This is a genomic window from Peribacillus frigoritolerans, from assembly GCF_040250305.1.
In the GTDB taxonomy this organism is placed as follows: Bacteria; Bacillota; Bacilli; order Bacillales; family DSM-1321; genus Peribacillus.
The window spans coordinates 3689630-3710517 of sequence record NZ_CP158190.1 but is presented as its reverse complement, the minus strand read 5'-3'; the positions used below and the strand labels follow the sequence as shown (position 1 = coordinate 3710517).

23 protein-coding genes and 2 riboswitches are annotated in these 20888 nt (G+C 40.4%); of the genes, 17 read left to right on the top strand and 6 right to left on the bottom strand.

Annotated features, from left to right (window positions below; genetic code table 11):
- The first annotated feature begins 54 nt into the window (after positions 1-54).
- Positions 55-1593, top strand: a complete 1539-nt coding sequence (locus ABOA58_RS18150; RefSeq protein WP_350299477.1) for a rhomboid family intramembrane serine protease — start codon at positions 55-57, stop codon at positions 1591-1593.
- Here ABOA58_RS18150 and ABOA58_RS18145 read toward each other — a convergent pair.
- On the bottom strand, positions 1588-2445 hold the full coding sequence (locus tag ABOA58_RS18145) for a hypothetical protein (RefSeq protein ID WP_350299476.1): 858 nt from the start codon (positions 2443-2445) through the stop codon (positions 1588-1590). The two genes, ABOA58_RS18150 and ABOA58_RS18145, sit on opposite strands and share 6 nt — an antisense overlap.
- A 212-nt stretch (positions 2446-2657) precedes the next feature.
- On the opposite strand from ABOA58_RS18145, the gene ABOA58_RS18140 reads away from it, so the two are divergent.
- The 5 genes from ABOA58_RS18140 (at position 2658) to ABOA58_RS18120 (ending at position 8965) form a co-directional block, all read left to right on the top strand.
- Positions 2658-2867, top strand: a complete 210-nt coding sequence (locus tag ABOA58_RS18140; protein ID WP_101222565.1) for a YqgQ family protein — start codon at positions 2658-2660, stop codon at positions 2865-2867.
- A gap of 14 nt (positions 2868-2881) precedes the next feature.
- Positions 2882-3853 carry an ROK family glucokinase gene (locus ABOA58_RS18135; protein WP_350299475.1) on the top strand — a complete coding sequence of 324 codons (972 nt, stop codon included), beginning with the start codon at positions 2882-2884 and terminating at the stop codon, positions 3851-3853.
- Positions 3854-4031: 178 nt separating this feature from the next.
- Complete coding sequence (locus tag ABOA58_RS18130) at positions 4032-5885, top strand: LTA synthase family protein (RefSeq protein WP_350299474.1); 1854 nt, start codon at positions 4032-4034, stop codon at positions 5883-5885.
- A gap of 567 nt (positions 5886-6452) precedes the next feature.
- Positions 6453-7619 (top strand): M14 family metallopeptidase, encoded by a 1167-nt coding sequence (locus tag ABOA58_RS18125; protein WP_350299473.1) that lies wholly within the window; start codon positions 6453-6455, stop codon positions 7617-7619.
- 173 nt (positions 7620-7792) lie between these two features.
- Positions 7793-8965 carry a hypothetical protein gene (locus tag ABOA58_RS18120; protein ID WP_350299472.1) on the top strand — a complete coding sequence of 391 codons (1173 nt, stop codon included), beginning with the start codon at positions 7793-7795 and terminating at the stop codon, positions 8963-8965.
- 232 nt (positions 8966-9197) lie between these two features.
- On the opposite strand, the gene ABOA58_RS18115 is transcribed toward ABOA58_RS18120, so the two are convergent.
- The gene (locus ABOA58_RS18115) at positions 9198-9371 is read right to left on the bottom strand and encodes a DUF2759 domain-containing protein (protein WP_101222560.1); all 174 of its coding nucleotides are present in this window, start codon (positions 9369-9371) and stop codon (positions 9198-9200) included.
- A gap of 233 nt (positions 9372-9604) precedes the next feature.
- Between ABOA58_RS18115 and ABOA58_RS18110 the strand changes: the two genes are divergently transcribed.
- Together ABOA58_RS18110 and ABOA58_RS18105 are read left to right on the top strand one after the other, a co-directional pair.
- Positions 9605-10231, top strand: coding sequence for an MBL fold metallo-hydrolase (locus ABOA58_RS18110; RefSeq protein ID WP_350299471.1), 627 nt, complete (start codon positions 9605-9607; stop codon positions 10229-10231).
- 331 nt (positions 10232-10562) lie between these two features.
- Complete coding sequence (locus ABOA58_RS18105; protein WP_350299470.1) at positions 10563-11663, top strand: class I SAM-dependent methyltransferase; 1101 nt, start codon at positions 10563-10565, stop codon at positions 11661-11663.
- Positions 11664-11715: 52 nt separating this feature from the next.
- On the opposite strand, the gene ABOA58_RS18100 is transcribed toward ABOA58_RS18105, so the two are convergent.
- Together ABOA58_RS18100 and ABOA58_RS18095 are read right to left on the bottom strand one after the other, a co-directional pair.
- Positions 11716-11958 (bottom strand): DUF2626 domain-containing protein, encoded by a 243-nt coding sequence (locus ABOA58_RS18100; protein WP_076365317.1) that lies wholly within the window; start codon positions 11956-11958, stop codon positions 11716-11718.
- An 85-nt stretch (positions 11959-12043) separates the two neighbouring features.
- Positions 12044-12745, bottom strand: coding sequence for a helix-turn-helix transcriptional regulator (locus ABOA58_RS18095; protein WP_350299469.1), 702 nt, complete (start codon positions 12743-12745; stop codon positions 12044-12046).
- 215 nt (positions 12746-12960) lie between these two features.
- Between ABOA58_RS18095 and ABOA58_RS18090 the strand changes: the two genes are divergently transcribed.
- From ABOA58_RS18090 to ABOA58_RS18050, 9 genes are all read left to right on the top strand, one after another.
- Positions 12961-13341, top strand: a complete 381-nt coding sequence (locus tag ABOA58_RS18090; RefSeq protein ID WP_350299468.1) for a Spx/MgsR family RNA polymerase-binding regulatory protein — start codon at positions 12961-12963, stop codon at positions 13339-13341.
- A 95-nt stretch (positions 13342-13436) separates the two neighbouring features.
- The gene (gene comGA, locus ABOA58_RS18085) at positions 13437-14522 is read left to right on the top strand and encodes a competence type IV pilus ATPase ComGA (RefSeq protein WP_413018874.1); all 1086 of its coding nucleotides are present in this window, start codon (positions 13437-13439) and stop codon (positions 14520-14522) included.
- A complete protein-coding gene (gene comGB / locus ABOA58_RS18080; RefSeq protein WP_350299467.1) occupies positions 14506-15540 on the top strand; it encodes a competence type IV pilus assembly protein ComGB in 1035 nt (344 codons plus the stop codon). The genes comGA and comGB overlap by 17 nt, the downstream gene beginning before the upstream one ends.
- 78 nt (positions 15541-15618) lie before the next feature.
- Positions 15619-15930 (top strand): competence type IV pilus major pilin ComGC, encoded by a 312-nt coding sequence (gene comGC, locus ABOA58_RS18075; protein WP_063233178.1) that lies wholly within the window; start codon positions 15619-15621, stop codon positions 15928-15930.
- Entirely contained in the window at positions 15923-16381 is a 459-nt protein-coding gene (gene comGD, locus ABOA58_RS18070) for a competence type IV pilus minor pilin ComGD (RefSeq protein ID WP_350299466.1), read from the top strand. The genes comGC and comGD overlap by 8 nt, the downstream gene beginning before the upstream one ends.
- Positions 16368-16706, top strand: a complete 339-nt coding sequence (locus tag ABOA58_RS18065; RefSeq protein ID WP_350299465.1) for a hypothetical protein — start codon at positions 16368-16370, stop codon at positions 16704-16706. Before comGD ends, ABOA58_RS18065 begins: the two co-directional genes overlap by 14 nt.
- Entirely contained in the window at positions 16654-17136 is a 483-nt protein-coding gene (gene comGF, locus ABOA58_RS18060; RefSeq protein WP_350299464.1) for a competence type IV pilus minor pilin ComGF, read from the top strand. Before ABOA58_RS18065 ends, comGF begins: the two co-directional genes overlap by 53 nt.
- Positions 17129-17515: a competence type IV pilus minor pilin ComGG gene (gene comGG / locus ABOA58_RS18055; protein ID WP_350299463.1), complete on the top strand. Its 387-nt coding sequence runs from the start codon at positions 17129-17131 to the stop codon at positions 17513-17515. The genes comGF and comGG overlap by 8 nt, the downstream gene beginning before the upstream one ends.
- 111 nt (positions 17516-17626) lie before the next feature.
- Positions 17627-17812 (top strand): YqzE family protein, encoded by a 186-nt coding sequence (locus ABOA58_RS18050; RefSeq protein ID WP_063233067.1) that lies wholly within the window; start codon positions 17627-17629, stop codon positions 17810-17812.
- A gap of 46 nt (positions 17813-17858) precedes the next feature.
- Here ABOA58_RS18050 and ABOA58_RS18045 read toward each other — a convergent pair whose 3' ends face one another.
- Entirely contained in the window at positions 17859-18656 is a 798-nt protein-coding gene (locus ABOA58_RS18045; RefSeq protein WP_350299462.1) for a YqhG family protein, read from the bottom strand.
- Positions 18634-20322, bottom strand: coding sequence for a DEAD/DEAH box helicase (locus ABOA58_RS18040; RefSeq protein ID WP_350299461.1), 1689 nt, complete (start codon positions 20320-20322; stop codon positions 18634-18636). The genes ABOA58_RS18045 and ABOA58_RS18040 overlap by 23 nt, the downstream gene beginning before the upstream one ends.
- 376 nt (positions 20323-20698) lie before the next feature.
- Positions 20699-20786, top strand: a riboswitch (glycine riboswitch).
- A gap of 3 nt (positions 20787-20789) precedes the next feature.
- Positions 20790-20873: riboswitch (glycine riboswitch) on the top strand.
- Positions 20874-20888 lie beyond the last annotated feature (15 nt).

Here is a 20888-nt window from a genome sequence, read left to right as displayed (position 1 = left end):
ATTAAGAAACAGGAATTTTAGAAGCTTAAGTTTCATTGGAAAGTGGGGAAGGCATTGGGATTTAAAGAGGATTATTTGTTTTGGGAAACCATAAGGGAGTTGTCAGCCCATTATGATTATCGAATGATCACTGTCACGGAAAACCATCAGGAGATTTGGCTTGAAAGCGATAAGAATAAAGAATTTCCTGTCATAAGACTCATTCGACATGATTTGGATTGGGCTAATTGGCTGAAACGCGATATCGACCGAACTTTACAGAATGGGGAAAGGATCAGAAGGAAATTGTATAAAAAGCCCATTAACATATTAAGTATCTATGTTAGTAAATTCGCCCCGGTGGATGATCATGACTTTAGCTCACGCGTGGCTTCCTTTAAAAAAACGAATGTTAACACGTTTCTTTTAACTTGTGAAAACTTTCATGACTCTTTGCAAAACCTTGAACATGTTTTGAAAAAACCACTTTCAATTCAAGTTCTTGAAGATAATGAAATAGATGAGGAAAAGATTCTCGCAGTAAAGAAAGACGCCATCTCGGAGTCAGTCAAAAAGGCTAAGGCTGAGCAGAAGGTATTTCAAAATGCCAATAAGCCATTCTTTACATATATATTCATGGCGTTACAAATAGCTGTGTTCATCTTGATGGTGTTTAATGGGGGCAGCACCAATTCCAAAACTTTGATTGAGTTTGGCGCTAAATTTTCCCCTTATATCATACAAGGGGAATGGTGGCGGTTCTTTACACCGATGATCGTCCATATTGGGTTCATTCATTTATTGATGAATACATTTTCATTGTATTTAATCGGAGCTGAAGTTGAAAGGATTTACGGTAATGCCAGGTTCCTTTTCATCTATATATTCGCTGGTTTCGCTGGAACTCTAGGCAGCTTCATCATGACCCCGAATCTTTCCGCAGGGGCGAGCGGAGCCATTTTTGGCTGCTTTGGGGCACTTCTGTACTTTGGCATCGTCTATCCGAAATTATTCATGCGCTCGATGGGCTCATCGGTGATTGTGTTGATCATCATTAACTTAATATATGGTTTCACCGTTTCGGGAATTGATAATGCAGGGCATATCGGAGGTTTGATCGGAGGGTTCTTGGCTGCTGGAGTGGTGCATCTGCCAAAATCCAGGAATGTCTTTCGGCAGCTGGCTTTTCTGATCGGGTCGGCAATACTGACCTATGCCTTGCTTCACTTTGGTTTCAATCATCAGGAAAGTGCAGCTATAGATGATAATACGATGGCCATGCTGGCCCAAAAGTATATTGATGATGATGAAGAGGATAAAGCTTTAGAGATGCTAAACAATTATGTTGATGCAAATCCTGATGCACCGCTATCGCTTTTTATGCTGGGAAATTTATCTTTTGATAATAAGGACATATATAAAGCCAGGGATTATTATGAAAAAGCGATTGAAAGCAATCCGGATTTGCATGAAGCCCATTACAATCTTGCCCTAGTCTACATGAATCTCGAATCATTCGATCAAGCTAAGGAGCAAGCTGTTCAGGCTATTGAGCTTGCCCCGGATAATAAATCATATACTAAACTGCTGGCAGAAATTGAAAAGCGACTATAACTTTTGACGCAGCATGATTGGGGAACCGTCTTTCAGGGTAAACAAGACAAGTATTTCACTTTGATTCTTCGCCATGAGCAATAGGGGGATGGTGCTGCCTTGTGGACTCACAGTGGATCCATCCTCCTTTTTTATTCCCAACACGTAATTTTTGTAAAGTCCTTCCCACAGTTTTCCCACAATTTCTTCCCGTTTGAATTGGGGGAAGTCAGCAAGCCATTGATTTTTCTTTGACGGCAGATCTGTTAAAGAGATGATTTTGTACTGATCCAGATTAACCTGAAATGCTTGACCGGCTTTTTCCAAACCATTTCGAACCGTTTGATCTGTCAAGCCGTCCAGCGTTTTTTTCCACTGAACCTGTTCTTCTGAAAGGGGACGGTGGAAATATTGAAAAACCGGTGTCGTTACTGTATAGAGTTTATCTTTACTGAGCTGCTGGGCACTGGTGAAAATTGTATCACTTGGATGAACCTCGGCATAATGAAATGTTACCGCTTCATAACGACCACTCTCGGTTTCTTTAGTTTTCGCTTTTTGAGAGAGTTCTTGTTTATTTTGGCGCCAATTTTTTAAAGCTCCTGCCAATTTTCCATTTTTGTATAAAAGCGATACGTCCTGACGCAAGTAAGCTGTCTGGTCCAATGAAGAATCCACCCTCCAAGTGATGGTATAGGTTGAATCCCCGGTACCCTCCGGTGTCAGGTGGGTGGAAGCATGTTCAAAATGGAGCGAGGAATCGATGGGAAAAAAAATGATGGTTTCCTCTGCCCTTTTATGATTTGATAAATATAGGATGACAAAAATGGTGGTCAAGACCAAAAAGACGGTATACTTCAATTGTACTTTCATTTTTCCCCTCCGTTTTCGCGCGTGATGAGTGGTTAAAAACATTAAGCTGTTGAATCAAATCGAAAGAGTCCACATTCTTGATATTTCATCATATGAATACAGTTGGACATGTATGAGGGGATGGGGGAAATTATCAAAAGGGGAATTGGTCGCTTGTTACAAAAAGGCTGATTCGATATACTTTCCTAAAGAAAAGAGTAAAGAGGTTTACTATGAAAACATATTATGATCTTCAACAATACTTGAAAAGATTCGGTACATTTATCTATATTGGTGATCGCTTAGCCGAGCTTGAAATGATGGAAGCCGAAATAAGGGAAATCCACCGTATGCAGATGATGGATACGAAAGATTATCAAATGGCGATCCTTTTAATTAGACAGCAATTGTCTCTTGAAAGGGAAAAACAGAAAAAAAATTGATAAAAAAGGTGAGAATGATGGAAAAGTGGCTGATGGGTGTGGATTTAGGCGGTACAACTACCAAACTGGCTCTGATCAATTTATACGGAGAGATTATACATAAATGGGAGATCAGCACGGACATCTCCGAAAAGGGAAAATTCATTACGATTAATATAGCCAAAGCAATTGATGCGAAGCTCGTGGAACTTAATGAACCGAAGAGTAAGATAGTAGGGATAGGAATGGGTGCTCCAGGCCCTGTGAAATTTGTTAACGGTTCCATATATGAAGCCGTCAATTTAGGCTGGAAGGACTATCCTTTAAAAGATTTACTGGAAGTGGAGACATCTCTTCCAGCTGTGATCGATAATGATGCCAATATGGCAGCTTTGGGAGAAATGTGGAAAGGCGCCGGTAATGGTGCCAAAGACCTCGTTTGTGTCACTCTGGGAACTGGTGTAGGCGGCGGGATCATCCATAATGGGCAAATCGTCCATGGTACCAGTGGGGCTGCTGGAGAAATAGGGCATATAACGGTCGTAACGGACGGAGGGGCACCATGCAATTGCGGCAAGACTGGTTGTCTGGAAACGGTTGCTTCGGCAACGGGAATCGTCCGTATGGCTTTAGAAGCCTTGAATACCGCTGATGAAAAGTCATTGCTTCAGCAGAAAGTCGACGAGGGAAATGCGGTTACTTCCAAACTGTTATTCCAATGCGCTGCATCAGGTGATCCTTTGTCCAAAGCTGTGGTGGATAAGGTCGGCAATTACTTGGGGCTGGCACTATCACATGTTGGGAATGTCATGAATCCAGATAAAATCGTCATTGGCGGGGGAGTTTCACAAGCTGGGGACATTTTGCTTGATCCTGTCCGTACTGCCTTCGGAAAGTATGCATTCAAACGGGTTAGTAAATCAACGAAAATCAGCTTGGCCACACTAGGCAATGATGCAGGAGTGATAGGTGGAGCCTGGCTCATTAAAAGCCAACTGAATACGTGATACCTTGCTGCCCTGTGTAACAGGGTTATAAGAAAAAAATGGAATCTTGAAAAAAGTTCCCCGTTTTGAGGGGTGGGGGCAATCGTTCCTGCATTTATATAGAGGGGAGAACCAGGACCCATGATTGAGGCGCTCCGGACCATGGCTCCAGCGCTTCTTCGATGAGGAGGGACCAGGATTGAAAAGGGTCTTCAAAAAACAGGGGTATTCATTGTTTTGGGCCGTATTCATTTCACTTTGGCTTAAAACATATATTGCTTATAAAACAAGTTTTGAGATAGATATTGATAATTGGCTCCAGGAATTCATACTATTCATCAATCCTGTCAGTTTCCTATTGCTTACTCTTGGCGTGCATATATTTTTAAAAGAAAATAGAAGGACAGCATATTTATTGATCATGAGTTTTTCCATCACCTTCATCCTCTTTGCCAATCTTGTTTTTTTTCGCTTTTTCAATGACTTTTTAACCATTCCCGTTCTTTTTCAAACGAGCAATATGAACGACCTTGGAAGCAGTGTACATGAATTGATCAATCCGAGTGACCTATTGTATTTTGCCGATATTCTTTTCTTGATGCTGCTGCTGAAATACAAACCAAAAACATTCCATGAATGTAGATACAATCCAAAGGATCGTAAATTCTTTATGTTAATCGCTTTAGGAGTAACATTTTTTAACTTAGCTTTAGCTGAAGCGGCGCGTCCTGAACTATTGACAAGAACGTTTGACCGCGAAATCCTCGTTAAGAATATCGGTACGTACCATTATCACCTCTATGATGCAATATTACAGACGAAATCATCAGCTCAACGTGCCCTTGCGGACGGCAGTGAATTGTCGGAAATTGAAAATTATGTCCGTGCCAATCAAAAAGAGGTTAATGATGATCTCTATGGTCTGGCAAAAGGCAAAAATGTGATACTTGTATCATTGGAATCCACTCAAAGCTTTGTCATCAATAAAACTGTCAACGGTGAAGAAATCACTCCTTTTCTGAACGAATTCATTAAAGAAAGCTATTATTTCAATAACTTTTATCACCAAACTGGCCAGGGGAAAACATCCGATTCAGAATTCATTATTGAGAATTCCCTCTATCCTTTAGGTAGAGGTGCAGTATTTTTCACTCATGCCCAAAATGAATACAAAGCCACCCCCGAAATCTTAACGGAAAAAGGTTACTATACGGCTTCCTTGCATGCCAATAATAAAAGCTTTTGGAATCGTGACATAATGTATGATTCTCTTGGATACCAGCGGTTTTATGACAGTGATGAATACAATGTCTCTGAAGGGAATTCCATCAATTGGGGTTTGAATGATAAATCTTTCTTCAAACAATCAATCTCTCACTTGAAGAGGATGCCTGAGCCTTTTTATGCCAAGTTCATAACGTTAACCAATCATTTCCCATTCACTTTGAATGAGGAAGACCGGACATTGGAGCCATACGATTCCAATTCCAAAACATTGAATCAATATTTTCCGACCGTACGTTATACGGACGAAGCCTTGGAACGATTTGTCGGCGATTTGAAACGTGATGGATTATATGATGATTCCATAATTGTGCTATATGGGGACCATTATGGAATTTCGGAAAATCACAACTCTGCCATGAGCCAGTTCCTTGGGAAGGAAATCACGCCTTTCGAATCCATCCAACTTCAGCGTGTCCCGCTCATCATACATATCCCCGGTCAGAAGGGAAAAACGATTTCCACCGTTTCCGGCCAAATTGATGTAAGGCCGACACTCCTTCATTTATTGGGGATTGATAATGATGATTATATCGAATTCGGCAAAGATCTATTTTCTGAAGAGAAATTAGAATTCACCGTTCTTCGCGATAGCAGTTTCATCACGAAGGATTATCTCTATACGATGGATACCTGCTATGATAAAAAGACTGGAGCGGCGACTGAAAAAGTTTCATGTGAGAAGTATTTGGAAAAGGCGAAACAAGAGCTTGATTACTCCGACAAAATCATTTACGGGGATTTGCTCCGATTTTATGAGCAACGTTGAAAAAAGAAACCTGGCGCAATCCAGGTTTCAGTTTGTAGACAAAAAGGTATCGAGGTGGTATCTGGTGTTACGATTGTACTGGCTAAAAATAACGTTTTAAATGGATCAATTATCTAAAGTAATCATTTCAAGCCGATATCGCTGAATACAATCATGTTTTGAAAGAATCTTTAGTCACCTCAAGTTTTAATACTAAACAAAAAAGACTGTGGACAAAAGTGTTCTATCTAAAAGGTAAAACAAAGTTGATTGGAACGTAATACGAGACTCCTGCTTAGAAAAGCGAGTCTAGGGGAGACCCCGCAGGCGCAAAGGCGCCGAGGAGGCTCCCGGACCGCCCGCGGAAAGCGAGTGCCTGAAGAGGAAATCGACGTTCAAATTGCACAAAACCTAAAAAAACGGTAGGAGATTTTCATCGAGTTTGTCTACTGATACCTGGCGCAATCCAGGTTTTTTCGTTTTTTCAGGAGAATCAGTACCCATTACAATTATGAAACAAGAGACTTCCTGAACATCTTTCTGTTTTTCCCTTCATAAAGATAAAACAATGAAAGGGGCGGAGGCTGAATGAAAGTCGTGAGCAGAAGCGGGGATGATTTGGCATATTACAGTCAATTGTTCCAAATTCCCCGGGTTTTGATAGAGGATGCCAATCCCGCCATTACTGGCGGGGTTTTGCCAAATGGCATGGAAGTACAGATACCTGGATACATTGTTCAGGAAGAGTCCCGGTTAGATATCGATTTAGCCGAAATCGCTTTACAATATCACCTGCCCATCGATGGGGTATCATTGTTGAATCAAGGTGGACAAAAACCTTTTTCCGTACCCGTCCGGGTCATGAATCCCATGATTGTCACCGACAAGCCCTATGATTATCAATCACTTCTTGACGATCTTGATACTCTATCTTTTCATTACCCCTTTATTAAGGTTGAATCGATTGGGAGGAGTGTGTTGGGAAAAGAACTCCTTGAGGTAAGGATCGGTCAAGGCGATAAGATCATACATTATAACGGTTCATTCCATGCTAATGAATGGATCACTTCGGCGGTTTTGATGAAATGGCTGAATGATTTTCTGCTGGCAGTAACGAATGATCGTACACTTTGCGGAATGGATTGTATGCCCTTCTATCGGGATATGACCATTTCGATGGTTCCAATGGTGAATCCGGATGGAGTCGAGCTTGTCCTAAAGGGGGAGGAGGCGGCAGAGGGGAAGGTCGATGTTTTAAAAATAAACAATGGCAATCCTGCCTTTTATGCTTGGAAAGCCAATATACGCGGTATAGATCTGAATAATCAATATCCTGCCAATTGGGAGATTGAAAAGCGTAGAAAGATTCCAAAAGCCCCTGCCCCAAGAGATTTCCCAGGAGAGACCGCGTTATCAGAACCAGAAGCATTGGCCATGAAGGAGCTGGCAATGAAGCGGAATTTTGAAAGAGTGCTTGCACTTCACACCCAGGGAAAAGAATTCTATTGGGGATATGAGGGACATGAACCTGAAGAGGCAGCGAATGTTGCAAGGGAGTTTGAGGAACGCAGCGGATATCGGGCAGTACAATACGTTGACAGCCATGCCGGGTATAAAGATTGGTTCATTCAGGAATTCAAACGCGGCGGTTTCACAATCGAATTGGGAAAGGGCATCAATCCGCTTCCGCTTTCCCATTTGCCTGGTATATATGAAGATACCGTCAAGATATTGGTGGCAGGCCTTTATATGTGATACATTTCCCCCTAAGGGATATACTTCCAAAAAAATATAAGATCATTATTCGCCACATTTTCTCTTTTTTACTTTATAATGAAAGTCGTAAGGATTCGATTGGTTAATCCTTACTCTCTTTCTAATGTCTCGCTCACATATGCCAGGCGTTTTAGTTTTGAAGTGGGAGGTGTGTGGAGATTAAAGTATCCAAAGCAGCACTTTGTATGCGGCTTTCCATTTGTAAGATGTTGTGTTTCATCCCATTATTTATCTCCACTATCCTTCTTATCTCGGCTTGTGAGCCTTCCAAGGACCTTAGTAAACCCGTAAATGATACGGAAAAAGAACACTCCCAATCAAACCTGGAAACTTCAGTAAGCAATCTAAAGGTCCCGACTGCAGAAACGGATAAAATCGAAGCCATTGTTGGATGGCTGGATTCTAAAACCATTTTATATTCTGTGAAGCGGGATGGTAATGAATTATCCCAGTTGATGGCATGGAATTTGGAAACGAATGATACTTCCGTTTTCTATCAGCCGGCTTTTGAGTTTTCTGAAGTATCGATCAGTCCGTCTGGAACGCATATTTTGTTATCGTCCTTCACCTCTTCGAGTAAAGCATCAATCACAATACTCGATAAAACGGGAGATCCACTGTATTCCGTGGCGATCCCAGCCTATGAATTAGCTTATGAGTGGAATTCATTTAAAGATGGCCAGTTGTTTTTATCGAGTTTTTATGAAGATTGGACATACAACAGTTATGTGTTGAATCCAGATGAACAAACAATGGAAACTCTGGACTTTCCACAGCCCTTTGCTCAATGGGCAAGTGAAAAAGATTTGATGTTTCTCGATTGGGACAGGGAAGAACCTGCTTTGACGGCACCCCTAGAAAGAAAAGCGCTTAATGGGGATGGAACGGACAGCCTTATGCTCGATGTCATTCACTTTAAAAAAATGAAACAAGCGCTAATGACGATTCAAGTGGAGACAGAAAAACAAGATCGGGGTACATATGCATTTTATGATCCAACAAACAAGCCGATCCACTCTTTTTCCGTACCACTATTGAAAAGCTTTTCAGATTGGATGATTCCCTCCTATGATTTCATTGAAAAAGACAAGGAATTAATAACATTTATTCCTAATGAATCAAAAGATGCGGACCAATATGAGGGAAGGTTTACCTTAACTAAATTAAATTGGGAAAAAGGCACACAAGAAGAATTGATGAAGGACATGGAAAATGAACCATTAAGCTGTTCGCTTGATGGCAACTTCTGCTTATATGGATATCAATTTGAGAAAATCATTGATATGAAAACCCATCAAATACAAAGATTGTTCAAACAAACATGATGACCTAAAACAAAAGCTCGCCGGATGGCGAGCTTTCAGACTGTAGGAAACTCGATGAAAATCGTTTGCCTACAGTTTTTTTATGGCTTGTACAATTGGACGTTGATTTCCGTTCCAGGCACTCTTAAAGACAGCAGCTTATAGAAAGTTAAAGTGCAGAATGCGTATTCGTCGATTCTACACCCCTTTTGTCTACAAACTGAAAGCTCGCCGGATTGGCGAGCTTTTTTCTTCAATGGGCAACTGGAAAACCGCTGTTGATGACAGTCATGACAGTGAACCAGCCAAACACGACTGCACTGCCGGCAGCAAAAATGAATCCTAAGAAGTTTCTCTTTTTTAATGAGGTAAACACAGCTACTACTCCTAATATAGCCACAAGTCCGAAAACTACCATTAATATCATGTCAAAACCCCCTTTTTCGTAATGAATAACTTAATCCTTAATAATATACCCAGAGAATAAAGCAACTACCAAAAATATGTAGAAAAGATTGCATTTGTTAATATCTTAATATTTTTTCAATTATTTGTCGAGGTTTAATAGGTGACACTTCTATGACTTGAGTAAACTGGATTAACATTAGCAGCTTAATTAGTGTAAGATGAAGATAGAAAATCATATTGGAGTTGATGGAAATGAAATGGACACAAATACCTCTAGGCCCGCTGCAAACGAATTGTTATGTAGTTTCTGATGGACAGGATTGCATCATTTTCGATCCGGGTGAAGAGCCGCAGAAAATCATACAGTACATACAAACAAAAAATTTAAAGCCTTTGGCGATTTTATTGACACATGCACATTTTGACCATATCGGTGCTCTTGATGCTATTCGGGATCATTATGGGATACCTGCATATATTCATGAAAAAGAGGCCAAGTGGCTACTTGATCCCGCATTGAATGGTTCTCAAAACTGGTTCCCGGAAAATCCAATGCGCATGAAGCCTGCCGATCACTTCCTGGCAAATGAGCAACAACTTACTATTGGGGGATTCACTTTCGAAGTATTCGAAACCCCCGGACACTCACCAGGGAGCGTTTCGTATTATGTAAAGGACGAACGGCTCCTCTTTTCAGGGGATGTCTTGTTCCAAGGAAGCGTAGGCAGAACCGATTTAATAGGCGGAAGCGAGGCAGTGCTGTTAAATAGCATTGAAACGAAGCTGCTGACACTTTCTGATGATACGATCGTTTTTCCTGGTCATGGGCCTGTCACGACCATTCTGGATGAAAAGAATACTAATCCCTTTTTGAGATAATGACTTTTGCAGGTGCCGATTGGCACCTGTTTTATTTTAAGTTCTTAATTATGTAAAAATATTGAAATGGGTCATTTACCAAACTATACTGAATATAGAAACCGGAACCTTGCCTTGTGTGCAGACTTTAATTCAGCTCTGAACTAAGATTTGGAAAACATTCATTTTGTAATCATGGCACGCTTATGACTGCGAGATGAAAAAATTGAACATTTTGTGAACTTTAAATTTTGTTTTGAGTATGATTGTCGATAAAAACTTATTTATGTGTTTTGTAAAGAAAGGACATTTAATTTTCATTTAATGGAAGCATGGAGACGGAGGCATTGTGTTGAAAAATCACTTAAAGGAATTGATTGCAGGAAGCCCCCAAAAAAGAATTTCCTATCATGACTATATGGAAGCTGTTTTATATGCGCCAAATATAGGCTACTATGTACGCGCAAAAAAGAAGATTGGCTCCAGAGGGGATTTTTATACGTCTGGCAATGTTGGGGATGCATTTGGGAGATCTCTGGCCAGATGGTTCGTTTATTTAATAAAAAACTGCGGAGTTTCACCAAAAATCATCGAGGTCGGCGCAGGGGACGGTAAGCTCGCTTATGATATCCTCGTTTCCATGAAGGAAATGGAACCGCAGATATGGGACTCTTTGACTTATATCCTTGTGGATGAAAGTCCATTTCATAGAAGGCTTCAGCAAGAACGTATAGGGATGTTCAAACAGGCAGTTTCTGCTGCCAGTTTGGAAAAATGGACGAAGGTAAATGGTATCCTCTTTTCAAATGAACTTTTCGACGCGTTGCCTATACATGTGATTGAAAAGTATAAGGGAGCCCTCGTAGAGGTATTCGTCACTGAAAAGGAAGGCGAGTTGGTAGAGGTGAGGGAACCTTTGGACAACCCTGACATTCTATCTTACCTTACAGAACGAACTGTCACCTTAAATGAAAAACAACGATATGAAGTTCCGTTAAAAATGGTCCGTGAATATGAGAAGATCGTTTCCTGTATCGAATCGGGTATACTCCTTACAATTGATTATGGCTATACCGAAAAGGAATGGAAGGAGCCAGCTCATCTTCAAGGGAGCTTGAGGGGCTATTATGAGCACCAAATGATTAAAGATCCACTTATGTATCCTGGTGATATGGATCTGACGACACATATCCATTTTGACACATTAATCGAGATTGGAAAAAGAAAGGGTCTTTCCAATCAGGGGCTTTTTCTTCAAAATGAATTCTTGCTTAAAGCAGGGATATTAGAGGAACTGAGGGACCATCAAGGAACTGATCCATTCTCGAAAACGGCGAAGCGTAATCGTGCAATTCGCGGACTTATCGTTCCAGGGGGAGTTAGTGAACATTTCAAAGTGTTGCTTCAATTGAAGAATTTAGCAAATGATGTAAGGATCTTTCCTGAATGGTGACAAGTAAAAACCCATGAATCAAAATTCATGGGTTATGTAATATTGCTTGTTCTTAATGCGCAGTACCAGGAGTCATCATAAATACGCTCCAGTAGGAAAATCCTGCAAAGAAAACGGTAAGATAGGCGCCGAAAACATAAATATACATGCGCTCAGATAATTTCAAATAACTTAAAAGTACAAAAAAGATCGTTTGTGCAAAGAAAAGCAAAGACGTTTGATGCATATGGCCAAGATAAAAGAAAATTGCCATAATTCCTGTCCAAAATCCACATACTCTGAACATGCGTTCCATCCGAATCCCTCCTTATGTCTAGTCGTGTACATTCTAAATAATTATAAATGAAATTGTAAGGTAATGTAAAGGATGCCTTTTGTTTCTATGTGAGAACCGAAGCTTGGTATGAGCATGCTGCACAATTGGACATCATATTTTCTAATTCCACAATATTGACATTATCAAACAAGGCTTCGAACATACCTTCTAAAAATGAATTGTGCATGGAGCAGATTGTCCCTGGATCCACTTCAGTAACTTCCTTAAACGGGCAATTGAAGATACGGAAGGATATTTTATTTTCTTCTTCGCTTGCTTGTATTTCAGGAGATAACCCTGCGATGGTAGCCGCATTTTTAAGCATGCTGACTTTTTCTGCAAAAGCAATTCGATCGATTGACTTCGAGTTCAGGGCTAGTTGCTGCTTGATCAGTTCCTCCCCGAAAGCTTTTCCCGTTTCATAAAAAGCCTGTTTTCCTTGTTCCCCTAATGTCATCATCGTCTGGATTGCAATTCTGGAAAGCAGCTGATAGTTCCTGTATGGAAAATGAAGCTGAATGACTTTATCAGATAATCGATAAAGCCGGCTCGGTCGACCGCCTTTACCGGTCTTTCGGGCATCCGAGGTCAACATATCGATATCTTCAAGTTTTGACAAATGTAGACGGGCAACATTTGGATGGATGTTAAAAGAATCGGCAATTTGCTGTACCGATACAGCGCCATGGTTGTTCACAATATGCTGATATATATAATACCTGGTGGGATCTGCTAACACGTTTGTTATTTTTAACGTTTGTTCCATTACACCCCTCCTGTATTCCATAGTTTACCTATGTCCATTATAATGCAGGCAGAAAAAAATGGAATAATAGAAAGCGCTAACTCCCTTTAGTTTAAAAAAAGTTCACAAATTAAACTGTTTTATAATGCAAAAAAATATACATTAATTGTACAAATGTTATACAATCATTATATAAAATATAATTGTATACAAAATGTGAACGGGGAGTGATTAGTATGGCACAGTTAACTTTCTTTTCGTACCCAAGTTGTACATCTTGCCGTAAAACAAAAAAATGGTTAAGGGCCAATCATGTTTCCTTCGATGAACGACATTTATTCAGAGAAACTCCAACTGCAGCAGAGTTAAAAAGAATCCTTGAATTGACAACGGAAGGACTTGATGAAGTATTAGCTACAAGAAGTGAAGCTTACAAAGACTTACAAGTTAATATTGACGAAATGATGCTTTCTGATGTCATCCAATTATTAACAAAAGAACCGAAGTTATTAAGAAGGCCCATCCTCATAGACGGGGAAAAACTGGTGATAGGTCATAATGTAGACGCTTTAAGAAATTTGGTTTCCCAAAGGCTTGAATTGAAAGTTAGCATGTAAATGATTCTCGAAGTTCTTTTCGGGAATTTTTTTTATTCTGGAGCAGGAATTTGTCGTGGATTGTCGAATCCTTACAACAAGAAATATAGGAGGTGATGAATGAATTGATATCGATTGAAAAGACCGCAGAAAAAATATTAACCCGTGCCATTCAGGAATCTGCATCGGATATCCACATTTTTTTTCGGAGGGAGGGACCTCTCATCCAATTCAGGATAGACAATAAGCTTGTACCCCAGGAAACATTATCATTCTTTGAAGCTGAGAGGCTGATCGCTCATTTGAAGTTCCTTGCCTCGATGGATATAGGGGAGAAAAGGAGGCCCCAGAGTGGTGCCCTCACCATTAAATTGGCTAACCAGGTTGTCGGACTCCGCCTTTCCACTTTACCCACTGCCCATCTCGAAAGTTTGGTCATCCGTTTAATACCCCAACAGAATATCCTCCCTCTCGAACAGTTATCCTTATTTCCAAACACCGTCCAAAAATTGATTGCACTCCTGAAGCATTCCCATGGCATGCTTATTTTTACCGGCCCGACCGGCAGTGGAAAAACCACGACATTATATTCCCTGCTTCACCATGCCCACGAAATGATCAATCGAAATATCATTACACTTGAAGATCCCATTGAAAATGTATCCGAAAAGGTACTGCAAGTCCAAATCAATGAAAAGGCGGGCATTACGTATTCTGTAGGTCTAAAAGCTGTCCTGAGACATGACCCCGACGTGATTATGGTTGGGGAAGTCAGGGATGCAGAAACTGCCAAAATTGCAGTGCGTGCCGCATTAACCGGTCATTTGATACTTACAACCATGCATACAAGGGATGCCAAGGGAGCCATCTCCAGGTTACTGGAATTTGGTGTCAGCTTGCTTGAGGTTGAACAGAGTTTGATTGGCGTGACAGCACAGCGGCTGGTTGAATTGCGATGTCTTCCATGTAAAGGGGACTGTGCTTTTGCTTGCAAAATGACTGCCAGGAATAAAAGGGCCAGTGTATATGAATTGCTCTATGGAAAAAGCCTGGCTGAGGTTCTCAGGATAATGGGAGATGAAAAAGGAATGGCAACGGTAGGCTACCGCCAATTGAAGGATGAAATCGGAAAAGCGGTTGCGATGGGCTATGTGGATTCAGAGGAATATGAACGGCTGGTATACCATGAAACCAAAAAGTAAATGGAGGGTAAAAGAGCAGGCGGTCTTTATTTCGAAGCTAGGTGAATTATTGAAGCATGGTTATCCCTTGGCGGAGGCTTTACATTTTCTTGAATTTCAGGAATCAAAGAAGAAAGCGGAAGACTTCACTCAGGCTAAAGCCGATTTAAGGAACGGTTTCCCGCTGCACTTGGTGCTGTCCCATCTGAATTTTCATCCGCAGCTTGTAAGTTATATATTTTATGGAGAACAATACGGCGACCTGGAACGGGCGTTGAAAGAAGGCGGGCGATATTGGAAGAAAAGAACCGAGGATATGGATAAAGTAAAAAAGTTAATGGTGTATCCTGTATTCTTAGTCTTTTTTGTAGGTATCGTTTTTTATATTCTTCAGAGTGTTCTCCTTCCTAAATTCCAGACAATCTATATCACGATGGATGTCGATCAGCATACACTCTTGAGATTAATGTCAGCTTTCACATTCATTCTTCCAGCACTCCCCTTCTTTTTACTCGGATTGCTCCTATTCTTGTATGTACTCAAACGATTTTGGTTTAACGGATTGTGCCCATTAAGGCAGCGGAGGATTTTGATGGGAATTCCGATATTCGGGACCTTCATCAAATTATACGAAACTTATTTTTTTGCAAGCCAATTAAGTGGCTTACTCTCCGGAGGGCTATCGATTAACGATAGCATTAAATTATTCTCGATAAATCAACAGCAGCCTTTTTACCAAAAACTATGCAATATCATTAAGGATGATCTGATCGAGGGCAGATCACTTGAATTGGTTTTTCGGGAGCTTCCATATTTTGATGGTAATTTGCCGGTGGTCGCTGCAAATGGTCAAAAATACGGCAGACTTGATGCGGAGCTACTTCATTACAGTCGTTTTATACTGGAGAAAATTGAAGAGAGAATGAATGTAATCTTAAAAATCATTCAGCCTCTCATGTTTTCACTGATAGGTCTGTTGATCGTGTCCATTTATTTGGCGGTTTTGCTGCCGATGTTCTCACTGCTCGAAAGTATATAGAATTTTATTATTGTATTCCGGAGGTGAAAATGCTCGAAGGCCATCTGGTATTCAGGTGGTTTCAGGAGCATGATGGATATGTTGAAGAAAGTGATGAATGAACGTGGTTTTACACTAATTGAAATGCTTATTGTTTTACTGGTAATTTCCATCCTTTTGATTATAACAATCCCCAATATCACAAAGAACCAATCTACGATTCAGTCCAAAGGATGTGAAGCATTCGTGAAGATGGCCCAAGCACAGGTACAGGCTTATGAGATTGATAATGCTAAACTGCCCGGAAGTATCGGGGAATTGGAAAGTCAAGGCTATCTCAAACAGACATCCTGTCCTAATGGGGATGATATTAGTTTGGATAGTAAAGGAAAGATAACGGTCGTTGAGTAGGAGAGAAGGGAATATACGGCATTCCGATGGGGGGTATACACTATCTGAAACCCTTATTGTCCTCGTTATTGTTGTACTCCTGATTTCCATCGGTCCTAATCTATATCCTAGCTTCACTAAAGGCATGGAAAATAGGCTATTTCTTTCTCAATTCCATGAAGATCTCTTCTATGCACAACAGTATGCCATCAGTCATGAGAGCTTCATTTACCTCCATATAGATAATGCCAAAAAGGTTTATACCGTTTCGTCTTATACGGAGGGGATCGTTCTAGAGAGAAGCATACCAAAGGATATTCAGTTTTTAAGTGACACTTTGGGGTTCAGCTTCCATTTTAATCAGTATGGAAATGCTTCAAAAGCCGGGACGATTATGATTGATACATCAAAAGGAATGTACAAATTAGTCCTCAATATCGGTAAAGGGAGGTTCAGGATTGAGAAATTGTAAAGGTTACGTTTACCTTGAGCTGATGGCCGCATTTTCCATTTGTATTTTCCTGGTCCTTGCCATTTTACCGATTCTTGAAGAGTTAATGACGCATCGGAAAGATATTGCCGTAAGGACAGAAGCCCACCATTTATTATATGAAAGATTGACGGCGTTCATGGATGGGGAGATAAAAGCAATTGGTCAGGAAATCTTCTACAAAAAAAAATCCTATGAATTGGTTTGGAAGGACCATGGGGATTTCCCGGGGATGATTGAAGGGTGTGTACGTTATGAAGATGAATCGGGTAATCTTGAATCCATTTGTGATGCTGCGAAAAAATGATGGCTTTACGATGATTGAAATGTTTTTTTCATTAATGATATTAATGACGACGTCCCTTTTTGTTCTACAGCTTTTTTCAATCATTCACAACCAGATGGGGTCCGTTGATGAATTACATTCTAAAGAGTGGGAGGTCTTTACCATGCAAATGAAGCAGGAGGTCCGGAGTTCCAAAGCTCAGGATGTAATGGGAAATAAATTATATTTGCTGCATTCAGATGAACAATTATCATCGTTTGAACAATATGAAGATAAGGTCCGAAGACGAGTGAATGGTATGGGGCATGAGGTCATCTTACAGAACATTTCGAAATTCGGGGTTGAGAAGGATGGCAGTGTCATTGTTATAAATATAACGGATAAAGCAGGGACTACTTTCAGTCGAAGATTTCATCCTTTCTTTAGGAATGTCACGAAAGTCGATGAATAATCAAAAAGGAGTCGTTTTCCCGATGGTCATGATTGTAGCGAGTGTTTTCATCATGTTCACGATACTAATGATCGATCAGTTTATCATCGATAAAAAGTTTTATAAAGAAGTGGAAGAATCGCTTGTGGCCGACCATCTTGTCCATTTAGCGATCAAGGATGTGACGGCAGAGTGGGGCGAAGAGATCCCCAAAATCATCCAGGGGGAAATTTCATACCCTAATGGTGTGGTGCGGTATTCCTTAATGAAAGAAGAAGGGCCTTACGTCTATATCGAGTTTTCTTCCACGACTAAAAATGACCGCGAGGGAAGGGTCATCATTCAATATGATAAAGAAGCGGGGGAAGTGAAAGAATGGTTGGAAAAGCAGGCTGTGTAATACGCAAAATCAACATTAAACGGAAAGCGACAGGTACACGTGTTCAGGGAACAAGCGAAAGAATAAAAGAAGCGTAAACGGGGCATACTTTGCATAGGGTGATGATTTTATATGTCTACAAACGCTTATATTAAATATCTGACTCAGCAGCTTGTCGAGTATTTTAATCTGACGAAAAAAGAACGAAAAGAAAAGCGCCGACACAGAAAAGAGGATAAAAATCATGGTATGTCCCATTGGTTTGGCATTGTCCCTTTTGCTTTGTCGATGTTCGTAAGGAAAAATATCAAAAAATAAAACAGATGTCCTGAACTTAGGGCATCTGTTTTTTTATTGTTCTTACTTATCCCAATGCCCTATCTGAAAGGTAAAATAACCCTCCGTTGATGATGGATATTCGGATGTTGGGTTCATATTGAGCTTTTAAGGCATCTTTTTCGGTAAAATAGCTCTCACTTTTTTCGTCCATATCCTTGTAAAAATGCTCCAATAAATTCAAGTCATTCTGCCAGCGAAGCATTGCTTCCTCTGCCCAGGAATGGTCATCATCCTCGAAACTGGTCCTGATGTATGTATCGAGTCTTGCCAATCCGCTCTTGGGCATGATGAGCGGTGAAAGCGTAAAGGAGTAATCCGGTATTTTTGGGGTGACCTTTATCGGTAAAACCCGATGGTGAAATCTTTCCATGATCTCACCTGAGATTAAATTCAGTCCGATCGACATGAAGGTATCCTTTTTACGGTCGCATTGATAGGATATTTTCACATTCAGGGTCAGCCAAGGAAACAAAGGATTATTTCCCCCTTTTGTTGGAGGGGTATCCTCAAAAAGTCTAGTATACCCTGCCAGCTTTTTGGTAGATTGAATAATCTGGTGAAGGCGAGGGGAGCCAAAATGAATCATTTCTCCCTTTAAATCGGATGGAGCTTGTTCTGGATCGGTAATGAAAGTCATCTGTGCTGGGTTCGGAACGCCACCTGTTTTTTCTAGATAATGCCAATAAAAGGGTCTGTTCATTAATTCTTTATCCATATCAATCGTCAATTGGACTGTAAGGTGGGTTGGTGCATTATCCAGTATTTCACAATCGTTGGCTTTAAAGTAAGTTAATAAAAAATCATGAATTTCCCGTTGCTGCATGAACCTCACCTTCCTTCATTGATTGAGCGAATTGGATTAACGATGAAAAATTATCCATCTTAATTTTCATTTCACCCTCTGTTTTGGATTCGCCGACCACATCAATCAAATATTCTTCAATGTTGTTAATATCCAGTTTGGTTAGAATATCATCCAATTCGCCGATTACTTTCTCGAATAAATTTATTTTTTCATATAGTAACTTCAGAATATGTTCTTCTACTGTATTTTTCGTGGCAAAGTTATAAATCATCACATCTTCTTCCTGACCAAGGCGGTGTATCCGTCCAATTCTCTGTTCGAGCCTCATCGGGTTCCATGGCAGGTCAAAATTAATCAAGTGATGGCAAAACTGAAGGTTTATCCCTTCCCCGCCAGCTTCTGTTGCAATTAATACCTGTATATTCTTTTGGAATAATTCTCGCATCCAGTCTTTCTTTCCGCGCTTAAAACCGCCTCGGAAAGGAACTGAAGAAATTCCATTCTGCTGTAGGTACCATTGTAGATATAGCTGAGTCGCCCGGTATTCGGTAAAGATAATGACTTTATCATCAATTTTCTTGATCAGTTCCAAAGCTTTTTCAGCCTTGGAGTTCTGAACCGTTTCATTCACTTTAGAAAATAAATCATCAAGCTTTGCCAAAAAGTCAGGGGAAGGCTGATCATATTTAGCTTTCATATTCTTTAATGTATAAAAGACCGCCTCTCTGCTGCTGCATGCTTCCCTTTGGAGAGTGAGAGCCGAAAATGCGCTTCCTTTAGAACCATCCGAAATAGGTTTGAATTTGGAAACGGCATCGTACAATGCTTGTTCCGTTGGAGAAAATTCAATGGTGATGGTCTCCACATGCCGTTTTGTCCATTCAATGCCAGTATCGGCCCGCCGGTTTCGAATCATGACAGTATTGACAAGTTCCTTTAGGTGTTCATCTTCAATTATGTTCCGGCCTTTACCTTTATACTTTTCCGAAAAAAGTGAGGCATTTCCCAAGTGGCCCGGTTTCAATAACGAAACGAGGTGGAAAATTTCCTCGACTTTATTTTGAATCGGAGTGGCTGTCAGGAGTAAACAAAATTTCTTTTTCAGATTTTGGACGAATTCATAGTTCTTTGTCTTATTATTTTTAAGTTTATGAGCTTCATCAATAATGATGAAGTCGTATTCCTGCTTGAAAATGATATCTCGATGTGGAGCGCGTTTGGCTGTATCAATGGATGAAATGACCACATCACAGGAGTCCCAAACATAACTTTTTCTCTGAACGACTGCCGGTATATGAAACTTGGTATTCAATTCAAAAGCCCATTGTGTGACAAGGGAAGCCGGAACAAGGATCAAAACTTTTTTTACAAGGCCCCTAATCATATACTCTTTTAGTATCAATCCAGCTTCAATTGTTTTTCCGAGCCCTACCTCATCAGCTAAAATGGCCTTTCCATTCATCTTTTCCACCACTTGCTTGGCTGCTTCCAATTGATGCGGAAGCGGGGTTAACTGCGGAAGGTGCTTGGGCGCCTGTAAACCTTCAAAATCAGGGATGATAAGATTTTCCTCCATTTGAACCGCCAGCTTATAAAGCTCCCAATTCCCCCATGGACCGTCATTTTCCATCTTTTGCAGAAACTCGTCAGTCCATTCAGAATTAAAGGATATATTGATTTTCATAGAAATAACTCCCTCTTAAATCATAATTTCCTTAATAAAAGGTCAAAACCCGAACATTTCATATGTGAAGTAAGAAAAATATTTCTCTTCAAAAGATATTGCAGAGATAAGTTTCTTAGGGTAGGATATAAGTATATTTAGAAAATTCCAATTTCCAAACGCTACAAAGAATCTTTGTACATCGATTTTGCAGTTCGCGTTTTCTTAGTATGGGCTATAGGCTCCTAATTTATCCAAGATTACTGAAGGAGACCAATCAAACGGTTTCTGAAGTTTCAGGAGAATTGGCAGAGAATGCATTCCACGATGCTCAGGGGTTTTACCGATGCTTGGTGGCTTATTCGCTTCCTTTCATTGGTAGACCATTTATATGCGGGTGAAGATAAGGGGAGAGACTACGGATGTAGCGCCGAAGGAGCAAACTTAGCAGTGAATCTCTCAGGCAAAAGAACTCTTATTGGACGCAACTCTGGAGAGCGCCGCCCATTTTGGGACGGCCACCAAAGGGGAAAACCTATTACATAGGTAAACTTTCAGGTTTCAGGACAGAGAAAAAGCTCAAACGG